The 13,246-nt window shown below is 69.4% G+C and carries 8 protein-coding genes; 5 read left to right on the plus strand and 3 right to left on the minus strand.

Annotated features, from left to right (window positions below):
• Positions 1-17 precede the first annotated feature (17 nt).
• Positions 18-782: a 2-phosphosulfolactate phosphatase gene (locus ACWICD_RS00415; RefSeq protein ID WP_454138972.1), complete on the plus strand. Its 765-nt coding sequence runs from the start codon at positions 18-20 to the stop codon at positions 780-782.
• A 4-nt stretch (positions 783-786) separates the two neighbouring features.
• On the opposite strand, the gene ACWICD_RS00420 is transcribed toward ACWICD_RS00415, so the two are convergent.
• The 3 genes from ACWICD_RS00420 to ACWICD_RS00430 all read right to left on the minus strand — a co-directional run bounded on the left by ACWICD_RS00420 (position 787) and on the right by ACWICD_RS00430 (position 2,787).
• Complete coding sequence (locus ACWICD_RS00420) at positions 787-1,275, minus strand: SprT-like domain-containing protein (RefSeq protein ID WP_376130870.1); 489 nt, start codon at positions 1,273-1,275, stop codon at positions 787-789.
• A 29-nt stretch (positions 1,276-1,304) separates the two neighbouring features.
• A complete protein-coding gene (locus tag ACWICD_RS00425; RefSeq protein WP_376130867.1) occupies positions 1,305-1,829 on the minus strand; it encodes a hypothetical protein in 525 nt (174 codons plus the stop codon).
• A gap of 91 nt (positions 1,830-1,920) precedes the next feature.
• Positions 1,921-2,787 carry a spermidine synthase gene (locus ACWICD_RS00430; protein ID WP_376130865.1) on the minus strand — a complete coding sequence of 289 codons (867 nt, stop codon included), beginning with the start codon at positions 2,785-2,787 and terminating at the stop codon, positions 1,921-1,923.
• A 211-nt stretch (positions 2,788-2,998) separates the two neighbouring features.
• Between ACWICD_RS00430 and ACWICD_RS00435 the strand changes: the two genes are divergently transcribed.
• From ACWICD_RS00435 to rpoC, 4 genes are all read left to right on the plus strand, one after another.
• Positions 2,999-3,754 carry a LamB/YcsF family protein gene (locus tag ACWICD_RS00435; protein WP_376130862.1) on the plus strand — a complete coding sequence of 252 codons (756 nt, stop codon included), beginning with the start codon at positions 2,999-3,001 and terminating at the stop codon, positions 3,752-3,754.
• Entirely contained in the window at positions 3,748-5,439 is a 1,692-nt protein-coding gene (locus tag ACWICD_RS00440) for a 5-oxoprolinase subunit B/C family protein (protein ID WP_454138973.1), read from the plus strand. Before ACWICD_RS00435 ends, ACWICD_RS00440 begins: the two co-directional genes overlap by 7 nt.
• 248 nt (positions 5,440-5,687) lie before the next feature.
• A complete protein-coding gene (gene rpoB / locus ACWICD_RS00445; protein ID WP_376130856.1) occupies positions 5,688-9,185 on the plus strand; it encodes a DNA-directed RNA polymerase subunit beta in 3,498 nt (1,165 codons plus the stop codon).
• 65 nt (positions 9,186-9,250) lie between these two features.
• Positions 9,251-13,123 (plus strand): DNA-directed RNA polymerase subunit beta', encoded by a 3,873-nt coding sequence (gene rpoC, locus ACWICD_RS00450; RefSeq protein WP_376130853.1) that lies wholly within the window; start codon positions 9,251-9,253, stop codon positions 13,121-13,123.
• The last annotated feature ends 123 nt before the right edge of the window (positions 13,124-13,246 follow it).

Raw genomic sequence — 13,246 nt, forward strand, 5'->3', positions numbered from 1 at the left:
GGCTCTAGCATCGAGGGATGCCGTCACCGTTCGACCAGCACCGCTACCAAGTCCGGCTCGAGTGGGGCGTGGAGGGGCTCGCCCGTCTCGCACCCGCCGATGTCGTCGTGGTCGTCGATGTGCTCGGGCTGTCGACGCGCGTGACGAACGAACTCGCGGCGGCCGCCGGCGACGGCATCGCGGCGGGTGGTGGGGCGGTTGCGGCCGACGCCGCGTCCCCTGACGGTGCCGCGTCCGACGTCGACGGTGCCGCGTCCGATCCCGACGCCGCGAGCGACGACGGTGGCACCGCGTCCGACGCCGGCGGCGCCGCATCCGATCCCGACGCCGCGAGCGACGACGAAGCGACCGCGGTCTTGCGGGCCGCTGCCCGAGTGGGAGCCGTCGTGCTGCTCGGATGCCTGCGCAACGCCTCAGCCACGGCGCGCGCCGTGCTCGACGAGCAGACCCGTCGCGGGGGCCGCACGAGCATCGCCGTCCTCGCGGTGGGCCAGCGTGACCGAGACGGCGCACCGCGCTTCGCCGTCGAGGACCTGCTCGGTGCCGGAGCCGTCATCGACGCGCTCACGAAGCTCGGCATCGACCACACCTCACCCGAGGCGGCCGTCGCGGCCGAGGGGTTTCACGGATTGCGCCGAGCCACCCGTCACCTGCTCACGGCGAGCGGATCGGGTCAGGCCCTGCTCGACGGCGGCGCGCGCGACGTCGTGCTCGACGCCGCGGCGGTCGATGTCGTCTCCGTCGTGCCGACCCTGGTCGACGGCGTCTTCATCGCGGCCTGAACGCTCAGCGCGGCGTCATGGCGGCGAGGCGCGCCGCCGCCGTGATCTCGCGACGCGTCCACGAGAAGAGGTTGCGCTCGTCGAAACGCGGCGCGCACGTCGCGCACGACATCGCTCTCGCGGGACGACGGTGCCGGTAGGCGAGATGGCCGGCAGGGCAACGGCCGACCCACGGAGCGAGATCGGTCGCCGTCTCACCGCGATGCGTCGTGCCCCCGACATAGCCGAGGTCGCGGGCGACGCGCAGCCACTCGCGCCCGTGCCCCGCCGCCGGACCGGCCAACGCGTGGGCGACCTCGTGCAGCAGTGTCTGATGATTGTCGTCATCGTCGTAGCGGGCGGTGAGGTAGCGCGACATGCTGATCCGTTTGCGGCGGTAGTCGCACAGGCCCGCTCGGCGCTTGGCGTTATCGAACGCGAACGTCCACGACGAATCCAGATGGGTCACGATGAGCGCCTCGGCCCATCGCCTCACGCGATGCAGTTCCGACATGCCGAAACGTTAGAACAGACCTACGACACTCACCCGGTGAGGGCGGCCGCACGGCGTCGGTCAGCGGCGTCGACGGCCAGCAGCGCCGACTCGAGCTGCGCGTCGGTCGCACCGGACTCCTGGCGCAGGAACAGCGCGCGCTTGAAATCGACGCGCGCGGCCTCGAAATCGCCCGCCTCGTAGTTCGTCCGTCCGCGGTGCTGATAGGCGAATGCTGCGATGCTCGACCAACCCTGGCCCTCGGCCTCGTCGGCGCACATCGTCAGTTCCTGCTCGGCGGCGGCATACGCCCCCCGCACCTGCACGACGGATGCGTGCAGGATGCGCGCCCGCAGCAGGTCCTTGCGCGTGCCCGCCATGCGCGCCACGCGCACGGACTGCTCCGACAGCACGAGCGAATCCTCGGTGCGGCCCAGCACCTTGAGCAGCCACACGCGCTCGAGGAGTGCCGGCAGACTGCGCTGCTCGCCGATCTCGTCGAGACGCTCGGCGCACTCGTGCGGATCGACGATCTCCCGCAGAGTCTCCGGGTCGTAACCCTTGATATAGCTCACGACGACTCCCTCCGCGCACGATGCCCCTAGTCTGCCCCGGCACCGCGCGGTCGTCGGCCCGGCACGCCGGGGTGCAGCATCCGGTGCCTCGTCAGCGATCGAAAACGGATGCCGCGGGCTTCGGCGACGGCGAGGCGGCGGCATCCGTCACGATCGCCGCTCCGCGCACGAACTCGTCGATCTCGGCGCCCTGCGCCACCTTGGCGGGGTGCGGGCCGGCTGCCATGAGGCGCGGCAGCCACTCGGTGGGAAGGGGCGTCGCCGACGCCGCCACGACCAGGTTGCCGAAGCGCCGGCCCTTCAGCGTCTGCACCTCGGCCAGCACGGCGACGTGTTCGAGCACGTCGCGCACGGTCGCGACCTGACGCCGGGCGAAGGCGAGCCCCGCGCCGTCGGCGACATTGACCAGCAGGACGCCGTCGGGAGCGAGCAGCGCCGCCGCTTCGCGGTAGAACTCGACGGTCGTGAGGTGCGCGGGGGTCTGCGCCCCCGAGTAGACGTCGGAAACGAGCAGATCGACGTTGCCGGTGAGCGCGGCGGGCAGGCGCCCGAGTCCTGCGCGGGCGTCGCCGATGCGCACGCGGATCGGCGCTGGGCGGGGGAGCGGCATGTGCTCGCGCACGAGGTCCCAGAGGGCAGGTTCGAGCTCGATGACCTGCTGGCGCGACCCGCGCCGCGTCGCCTCGATGTAACGCGGGAGCGTGAGCGCCCCCGCGCCGAGGTGCACGGCGGTGAGCGGCTGGCGCGGCATCCGCAGCTGGTCGATGACGGCGCCCATGCGCGCGACGTACTCGAAGTGGAGGTGAGTCGGATCGTCGAGGTCGACGTGGGACTGCGGCGTGCCGTCGACGATGAGCTCGAGACCGCCGGCGAAGCGCGCGGGAACGACGCGGGCGATCGTGCCGTCCGAGAGACGGGCGCGAGGCGCCTCGTCGGGTTCCAGCCGCGCCCGTGCCATGACCCCACCGTACTGGGCGGGACACGCCGCCGCCGGGCCGCCCTCTTGTTCCGCGCTCCGCGCCCTCCCTCGCTTTGTTGACTTGCGCCCCGTGCAGCGACACGCCGGCGTGTCATCGACACGGGGCGCAAGTCAACGAAGGGGGCGGGTCAACGGGGGGAGGCGCGGCGGAGCGGAGCCGGGCGCGCGCGACGCGGCTACCGTGGGACGCATGGTGGCGATCGATCTCAACGCCGATCTGGGCGAGACGATCGACGGCGTGCCGACGGCCGACGACGAGGCGATGTTCGCCCTCATCTCGAGCGCGAACATCGCGTGCGGCGGACATGCGGGAGACGCCGCGTCGCTGCGCGCGGCCGTCGAGCGGTCGGCGCGGTACGGCGTCGCCGTGGGCGCGCATCCGTCCTACCCGGACCGCGCCGGATTCGGTCGCACGCGCATCGCGATCAACCCGGGCGACCTCGCCGACGCGATCGCCCGCCAGCTGGACGCGCTCGTCTCGGCGGGAGCCGACGTCCGCTACGTCAAGCCGCACGGCGCGCTCTACCACTCCGTGTCGCGCGACCCGGTCGAAGCAGCCCTCGTCGTGGATGCTGTCGCGGATCTGTCGGCGCGATTGGGGCGCGGCATCCCGATCCTCGGACTCGACGGCGAGATCGCCTTCAACGCCGAGCAGCGCGGCATCCCGTTCGTGCGCGAGGCGTTCCTCGACCGCGGATACCGCGCGACGGGCGGCCTCGTCGCGCGTGGGGCGCCCGGCGACGTGCTGCACGATCCCGCCGAGATCGCCGATCGCGCCGTTCGCCTCGCCGTCGAGGGGGTCCTCGTCGCCGTCGACGGCGGGCTCGTCAGACCGGATGCCGCATCCCTCTGCGTGCACGGCGATTCGCCCGGCGCCGTGGCGATCGCCCGGCGCGTGCGCGCGGCGCTGGACGCCGAGGGGGTTGAGGTGCGATCGCCGTGGTGACCGTGCGCGTGCGGCCGATGGGCGAGCGGGCCCTGCTCCTCGAGACCGATTCGATCGACGATGTGCTGGCGCTGCACGGCCGGCTCGCGGCATCCCGCCCCGAAGGGGTCGTCGAGCTCGTGCCGGCCGCGCGGACGGTGCTGGTCGTCGTCGATCCCGCGCGACTGACGCCGGCGGCCGCGCGGGCGTGGGCGCTGGGCGCGGATGCCGGGGCCGCCGGCCCGCCGCGCGGCGAGGGTTCCGCCGTCGACCTCGAGGTCGTCTACGACGGCGCCGACCTGTCCGAGACGGCGGAGCTCCTCGGTATGACGGCCGATGAGCTCGTGCGCCGCCACGCGAGCGCCGAGTGGTCGGTCGCGTTCACGGGGTTCGCGCCGGGGTTCGGCTACCTCGTGAGCGACGCTTGGCCGTTCGACGTGCCCCGACGGGCGACTCCCCGCACGCGCGTGCCCGCCGGGGCGGTGGGCCTCGCCGCCCGGTTCACGGGCGCGTACCCACGGGAATCGCCGGGCGGCTGGCGGCTCATCGGCACGACCTCGGCGCCGCTGTGGCGTACGGCGGCGGAGGGTGCGGCATCCCCGGCCCTGCTCGCCCCCGGCACGCGCGTGCGGTTCCGCCCCGTTCCCGCGGCGCCGGTCGCCGCGGCGGCCGTGTCCGTGCCCGCCCCCGCCCCCGTGTCGACCACGTCGACCGTCCCCGTCCCCGCGCCCGCCCCCGTCCCCGCATCGACCGCGAGACTGCAAACGCAGGCCGAGACTGCGGGTGAACCCCACGGTCTCGGCGCGCCGTTGCAGTCTCGCGGTCACGGGCAGCGGGGGGTGCGGGTCGAGGCGACGGGGATGCTCGCGACCGTGCAGGACCTCGGCCGGACCGGGAACGCGGCGCTCGGCGTCGCGCGGTCCGGCGCCGCCGACCGAGGCGCACTGCGCACGGCCAACCGGCTCGTCGGCAACGACGAAGGCGCCGCGGCGATCGAGATCACGATGGGCGGCTTCCGCGCCGTCGCCGAGGTCGACGCGTGGATCGCCGTCGCGGGGGCCTGGGGGTCGCTCACGCTGGACGGCCGCCCGATCGACCCGTACACCGCGCAGGCCTGGCCCGCGGGCAGCGAACTGCAGGTCGACGTCTTCGCGCACGGCACACGGGCCTACCTCGCGGTGCGCGGCGGCTGCGAGCCCGCGGCGGTGCTCGGATCCCGGTCGACGGACATCCGGGCGGGACTGGGCCCGCGCCGGCTCGCCGCGGGCGACGTGATCCCGATCGGCCCCGCTCCCGCCCGTCCCATCCCGATCGCCGACATCGCGCCCTGGGGAGCCCCGCAGGACGACGAGCTCGAGATCGACCTGGCACCCGGTCCGCGCGCCGACTGGTTCGCGGCATCCGCCCTCGATGTGCTCTTCGCGGCGGTCTGGACCGTCTCGCCCGCGGCCGACCGTGTCGGGATCAGGCTCGAGGGACCCGAACTGGTCCGCGCGCGCCGCGACGAGCTGCCGAGTGAGGGCATGGTGCCCGGCGCGCTGCAGGTGCCTCACGACGGACGCCCCGTCGTGCTCGGCGTCGACGGTCCCGTGACGGGCGGGTATCCGGTCATCGCGGTCGCCACGGATGCCGCGCTGGATCTGCTCGCGCAAGCGCGGCCGGGGACACGCCTGCGGTTCCGGCATGCGCGCACCCCGATCGGGTGAGTCAGCGCGCGTTTATACCGCAGCTTCGGATGCTCGTCAAGAATCCGGCTGGACACGGCGCGTCCTGAGACGTATAGTCGGTAGTTGCGCTCTGGTTCCCCTGCCCTCATATGGTGGTCGGCTGTGCCCGTGTGCCCCCGCGTCACTCTCCATCGGAGTCTCGCGCGCGTGGCGCCGGGCTTCGGGAGGACGGAGCACTCCACCTGACGACAAGGAAACGGGCCCACGGGCTCACGGAGGTATTCCCCTTGGCTGCTGCGCGCAACGCATCCAACCCCACCACCCCCAAGAGCGGACGCGGCGCTTCACGCCTCTCGTTCGCCAAGGTCTCCGACACGCTGGAGGTCCCCGACCTCCTCGCGCTGCAGACGGAGTCCTTCGACTGGCTCGTCGGCAACGACGCGTGGAAGACACGCGTCGCGGCTGCGAAGGCCATCGGACGCACGGACGTCCCCGAGATCAGCGGTCTCGAGGAGATCTTCGAGGAGATCTCGCCCATCGAGGACCTGAGCGAGACGATGCAGCTCTCGTTCACCAACCCCTACCTCGAGCCTGAGAAGTACTCGATCGACGAGTGCAAGGAGCGCGGCAAGACCTACGCCGCCCCGCTCTACGTCGAAGCCGAGTTCATGAACCACCAGACCGGTGAGATCAAGACGCAGACCGTCTTCATGGGCGACTTCCCCCTGCAGACCGGCAAGGGCACGTTCATCATCAACGGCACCGAGCGTGTCGTCGTCTCGCAGCTCGTGCGCTCGCCCGGCGTCTACTTCGACAAGACCCCGGACAAGACCAGCGACAAGGACATCGTCTCGGCGCGCGTCATCCCCAGCCGCGGTGCGTGGCTCGAGTTCGAGATCGACAAGCGCGACCAGGTCGGCGTGCGCATCGACCGCAAGCGCAAGCAGTCGGTCACCGTCTTCCTCAAGGCCCTGGGCCTGACGACGGAGGACATCCAGAACGAGTTCGCCGGCTTCGACTCGATCGAGGAGACCCTCGCGAAGGACACGATCCTCTCGAAGGAAGACGCCCTCCGCGACATCTACCGCAAGCTCCGTCCGGGCGAGCAGGTCGCCGCCGAGGCCGCCCGCGCGCTGCTGGACAACTTCTACTTCAACCCCAAGCGCTACGACCTCGCGAAGGTCGGTCGCTACAAGATCAACCACAAGCTCGGTCTCGACACGCCGCTGAGCGACTCGGTGCTCACCGTCGACGACATCGTCGCGACGATCAAGTACCTCGTGCGCCTGCACCGCGGCGACGACGTCTTCGACGGCGTCCGCGAGGGCAAGCCGGCCGAGATCCGCCTGGACATCGACGACATCGACAACTTCGGCAACCGTCGCATCCGCGCCGTCGGCGAGCTCATCCAGAACCAGGTCCGCACGGGTCTGTCCCGTATGGAGCGCGTCGTGCGCGAGCGCATGACGACGCAGGACATCGAGGCCATCACGCCGCAGACGCTCATCAACGTGCGTCCCGTCGTCGCCGCGATCAAGGAGTTCTTCGGAACGAGCCAGCTGTCGCAGTTCATGGATCAGAACAACCCGCTCGCGGGCCTGACCCACAAGCGCCGCCTGTCGGCGCTCGGCCCCGGTGGTCTGAGCCGTGAGCGCGCCGGCGTCGAGGTCCGTGACGTGCACCCCTCGCACTACGGCCGCATGTGCCCGATCGAGACGCCGGAAGGACCGAACATCGGTCTCATCGGCTCGCTCGCATCGTTCGCGCGCATCAACGCGTTCGGCTTCATCGAGACGCCGTACCGCAAGGTCGTCGACGGCAAGGTCACCGACCAGATCGACTACCTGACGGCATCGGTCGAGAGCGACTACATCGTCGCGCAGGCCGGAGTCGAGCTCGCGGACGACGGTTCGTTCGCCGACGAGCGCGTCCTCGCCCGTCGCGGTCAGGGCGGCGAGGTCGACCTCTTCCACGCCGACGAGATCGGCTACATGGACGTCTCGCCGCGCCAGATGGTCTCGGTCGCGACGTCGCTCATCCCGTTCCTCGAGCACGACGACGCCAACCGCGCGCTCATGGGCGCGAACATGCAGCGTCAGGCCGTTCCGCTCCTGCGCTCGGATTCGCCCGTCGTGGGCACCGGCATGGAGGGCTACGCCGCGATCGACGCCGGTGACGTCGTCACGGCAGCCAAGGCCGGTGTCGTCGCCGAGGTCTCGGCCGACGTCGTCACGGTCCAGCTCGACGAGGGCGGCACGCAGGACTACTACCTGCGCAAGTTCGACCGCTCCAACCAGGGCACGTCCTACAACCAGCGCGTCGTGGTCTCGGCCGGCGACCGCGTCGAGGTCGGCGAGGTCATCGCCGACGGACCGGCGACGGAGAACGGCGAGCTCGCGCTCGGCAAGAACCTCCTCGTCGCGTTCATGATGTGGGAAGGCCACAACTTCGAGGATGCGATCATCCTCAGCCAGGAGCTCGTGAAGGACGACACCCTCTCCTCGATCCACATCGAGGAGTACGAGGTGGATGCCCGTGACACGAAGCTCGGCAAGGAGGAGATCACCCGTGACCTCCCCAACGTCAGCCCCGACCTGCTGAAGGACCTCGACGAGCGCGGCATCATCCGCATCGGCGCCGAGGTCCGCCCCGGCGACATCCTCGTCGGCAAGGTCACGCCCAAGGGCGAGACCGAGCTGTCGGCCGAGGAGCGCCTGCTCCGCGCGATCTTCAACGAGAAGAGCCGCGAAGTGCGCGACACGTCGCTGAAGGTTCCCCACGGTGAGCAGGGCACGATCATCGCCGTCAAGGAGTTCAACGCCGAGGACGGCGACGACGAGCTCGGCTCGGGCGTCAACCGCCGCGTCGTGGTCTACATCGCCCAGAAGCGCAAGATCACCGAGGGTGACAAGCTCGCCGGCCGCCACGGCAACAAGGGCGTCATCGCGAAGATCCTCCCTGTCGAGGACATGCCGTTCCTCGCGGACGGCACGCCGGTCCAGGTCGTCCTGAACCCGCTCGGCATCCCCGGTCGAATGAACTTCGGCCAGGTCCTCGAGCTGCACCTCGGCTGGATCGCCCAGCAGGGCTGGAAGGTCGAAGGGACGCCGGAGTGGGCCATGGGCCTGCCCGACACCGCTCGTGAGGCCGCCCCCGGCACGAAGGTCGCGACCCCCGTGTTCGACGGTGCGTTCGAGGAGGAGATCGCCGGTCTGCTCGACTCGACCCTCCCCACGCGCGACGGTGAGCGCCTCATCGACTCGACGGGCAAGACGCGGCTGTTCGACGGCCGCTCCGGCGAGCCGTTCCCGGCACCCATCTCGGTCGGCTACATGTACATCCTGAAGCTGCACCACCTCGTCGACGACAAGATCCACGCGCGTTCGACGGGCCCCTACTCGATGATCACGCAGCAGCCCCTGGGCGGTAAGGCCCAGTTCGGCGGCCAGCGGTTCGGCGAGATGGAGGTGTGGGCGCTCGAGGCCTACGGCGCCGCATACGCGCTGCAGGAGCTCCTCACGATCAAGTCCGACGACATCCTCGGCCGCGTCAAGGTCTACGAGGCGATCGTCAAGGGCGAGAACATCCAGGAGCCCGGCATCCCCGAGTCGTTCAAGGTCCTCATGAAGGAGATGCAGTCGCTCTGCCTGAACGTCGAGGTGCTCTCGGCCGACGGTACGCCGGTCAACCTCCGCGACACGGACGACGACGCCTTCCGCGCGGCAGAGGAACTGGGTATCAACATCTCCAGCCGCTTCGAGTCATCCTCGATCGACGAGATCTGACGCTTCGGCAAGCTCAGATCAACGACTGACTCACTAAGAATTCCGACACAGGAGAACTGAGACTAGTGCTCGAATCAACAACTTTCGATGAGCTTCGCATCGGTCTCGCCACCGCCGACGACATCCGTCGTTGGTCGTACGGCGAGGTCAAGAAGCCCGAGACCATCAACTACCGCACGCTCAAGCCCGAGAAGGACGGCCTCTTCGGCGAGCAGATCTTCGGACCCTCCCGCGACTGGGAGTGCGCCTGCGGCAAGTACAAGCGCGTCCGCTTCAAGGGCATCGTCTGCGAGCGCTGCGGCGTCGAGGTCACCAAGTCCTCGGTCCGCCGCGAGCGCATGGGCCACATCGAGCTCGCCGCGCCCGTCACGCACATCTGGTACTTCAAGGGCGTTCCTTCGCGTCTGGGCTACCTGCTGGACATGGCGCCGAAGGACCTCGAGAAGGTCATCTACTTCGCCGCCTACATGGTGATCTCCGTCGACGAAGAGGCGCGTCACCGCGACCTCGCGACGCAGGAGAACAACATCCGTCTCGAGATCAAGACGCTCGGCGACCGCCGTGACGCCAAGGTCGCAGCCCGCCTCCAGCAGCTGGAGGAAGAGCTCGCGGCGCTCGAGGAAGAGGGCGCCAAGGCCGACCAGAAGAAGAAGGTCAAGGACGCCGCCGAGAAGGAGATGGCTCAGACCCGCAAGGGCGCCGACGAGCAGATCGCCAAGCTCGAGCGCGTGTGGGAGGACTTCCGCACCCTCGATGTCGGCTCGCTCAAGGGCGAGGACGAGATCTTCCACGAGCTGCAGGACCGCTTCGGCCAGTACTTCGAGGCCTACATGGGCGCGGAGTCGATCCAGCGTCGTCTGCAGGCCTTCGATCTGCAGGCTGAGGCGGACAGCCTCCACCTGCAGATCTCCGAGGGCAAGGGTCAGCGCAAGATCCGCGCGATCAAGCGCCTGAAGGTCGTCAACTCGTTCCTGCAGACGGGCATGTCGCCCGCCTCGATGGTGCTCGACGTCGTTCCGGTGATCCCGCCGGAGCTGCGCCCCATGGTCCAGCTCGACGGTGGCCGCTTCGCGACCTCCGACCTCAACGACCTGTACCGTCGCGTCATCAACCGCAACAACCGTCTTCGCCGGCTGATCGACCTCGGCGCTCCCGAGATCATCGTCAACAACGAGAAGCGGATGCTGCAGGAAGCGGTCGACGCACTCTTCGACAACGGCCGCCGTGGTCGCCCCGTCACGGGCACCGGCAACCGTGCGCTGAAGTCGCTGTCCGACATGCTCAAGGGCAAGCAGGGCCGGTTCCGTCAGAACCTGCTCGGCAAGCGCGTGGACTACTCGGGTCGTTCGGTCATCATCGTCGGACCCCAGCTCAAGCTCCACCAGTGCGGTCTGCCCAAGCAGATGGCCCTCGAGCTGTTTAAGCCGTTCGTCATCAAGCGCCTGATCGACCTCGGCCACTCGCAGAACATCAAGGCCGCCAAGCGCGCCGTCGAGCGCACGCGTCCCGAGGTGTGGGACGTGCTCGAGGAGATCATCCGCGAGCGCCCCGTGCTGCTCAACCGCGCACCCACGCTGCACCGTCTGGGCATCCAGGCGTTCGAGCCGCAGCTCGTCGAGGGCAAGGCCATCCAGCTGCACCCGCTCGTCTGCGCGGCGTTCAACGCCGACTTCGACGGTGACCAGATGGCCGTGCACCTTCCGCTGTCGGTCGAGGCCCAGGCCGAAGCGCGCATCCTGATGCTCGCGTCGAACAACATCCTGAAGCCGTCGGACGGCCGCCCGGTGACCCTGCCCTCGCAGGACATGATCATCGGCCTCCACCACCTGACCACGGTCAACGAGGGCGCCCAGGGCGAAGGTCGTGTGTTCGGCTCGGTCAGCGAGGCGATCCTCGCTCGGGACGAAGGCACGCTCGACCTGCAGGCCAAGGTGCGCATCCGCATCCCCGGCCTGTCGTTCCTCGAGGGCGACGCCCCCGAGGGCTACGAGCGCCACGGTCTCGTGGACGCCTCGCTCGGACAGGCGATCTTCAACGACACGCTGCCCAAGGGCTACCCGTTCGTGCGCGAGCAGGCCGACAAGGGCAAGCTGTCGCAGATCGTCAACAAGCTCGCCGAGGAGTACCCCAAGGTCGAGGTCGCGGCTTCGCTCGACCGGATCAAGGACGCCGGCTTTTACTGGGCCACGCGTTCGGGTGTCACCGTCGCGCTCTCGGATGTCCTCACCCCGCCCAACAAGGGCGAGATCGTGGCGGGCTACGAGAAGCAGGCCGCCAAGGTGCAGGCGCAGTTCGAGAAGGGCCTCACGACCGACGCCGAGCGTCGTCAGGAGCTCATCAAGATCTGGACCGAGGCGACCGACGAAGTCCAGAAGGCGATGCGGGACAACTTCCCCGCCGACAACACGATCAACCGCATGGTGTCCTCGGGCGCCCGTGGTAACTGGCTGCAGATCCGCAACATCGCGGGTATGCGCGGTCTCGTGAACAACCCGAAGGGTGAGATCATCCCTCGCCCGATCATCTCCTCGTACCGCGAGGGGCTGTCGGTCGCGGAGTACTTCATCGCGACGCACGGTGCCCGCAAGGGACTGGCCGACACGGCCCTTCGCACGGCCGACTCGGGTTACCTCACGCGTCGTCTGGTCGACGTCTCGCAGGATGTCATCATCCGCGAGGAGGACTGCGGCACGACCAAGGGCCTCGAGTTCACGATCGCGGCGCCCGGCACCGACGGTGCGCTCATCAAGGACGCCAACGTCGAGAACTCGGTGTTCGCGCGGACCCTCGCCGAGCAGGTCACATCGCCTTCGGGCGAGGTGCTCGCCGCCGCGGGTGACGACGTGGGCGACGTGCTCATCAACACGCTCGTCGAGGCCGGCGTCGAGACCATCAAGGTCCGCTCCGTGCTCACGTGCGACTCGGCTGTCGGCGTCTGCGCGCAGTGCTACGGCCGTTCGCTCGCGACGGGCAAGATCGTCGACATCGGCGAGGCGGTCGGCATCATCGCCGCCCAGTCGATCGGTGAGCCCGGTACGCAGCTCACGATGCGTACGTTCCACACCGGCGGTTCGGCTTCGGCCGACGACATCACGCAGGGTCTTCCCCGCGTGCAGGAGCTCTTCGAGGCGCGTACCCCCAAGGGCGCGTCGCCGATCGCGGAGTCCGACGGTCGCATCACGATCGACGAGACCGAGAAGTCGAAGAAGATCATCCTGACGCCCGACTCGGGCGACGAGCCGCACGTCTACCCCGTGCTCAAGCGCGCGACGCTGCTGGTCGAGGACGGCCAGCGTGTCACGGTCGGCCAGCAGATGCAGGTCGGAACGCTCGACCCCAAGGAGGTCATGCGCGTCATGGGCGCCCGCGAGGTGCAGAAGTACCTCGTGAATGGCGTGCAGGGCGTGTACCGCTCGCAGGGTGTGCCGATCCACGACAAGCACATCGAGGTCATCGTGCGCCAGATGCTGCGCAAGGTCACCGTCGTCGACCACGCCGACACGACCCTGCTCCCGGGTGAGCTGGTGGACTTCAAGAAGTACCAGCGGATCAACCGCGAGACGGTGGCAGAGGGCAAGCGCCCCGCGTCGGGTCGTCCCGAGCTGATGGGTATCACGAAGGCGTCGCTCGCGACCGAGTCGTGGCTGTCGGCGGCATCGTTCCAGGAGACCACCCGCGTCCTGACGCAGGCGGCCATGGAGGGCAAGAGCGACCCGCTCGTCGGCCTCAAGGAGAACGTCATCATCGGAAAGCTCATCCCCGCCGGCACGGGCCTTGCGAAGTACCGCAACGTCACGGTCGAGGCGACGGAAGAGGCCAAGAGCGAGCGGTACCCCAACCGCATCTTCGCCTCGGACGGTGCGTTCTCGGACGCCGACCTGAGCTACGTCGATTTCGACAGCTTCTCGACGGACGGCGACTTCACCTCGTACAACTAGACGCGGTTCGGGTCAATGCTGCGAAGCAGCGTTGAGGCGACCCGGGTCTAGATCGAGGAGCCCGCGCAGCGGGCGTATCGAGATCTCCTGAGATAACGACGAAGGCCCCCGGCACACGCCGGG

It is taken from the genome of Microbacterium sp. NPDC055357, from assembly GCF_053644835.1.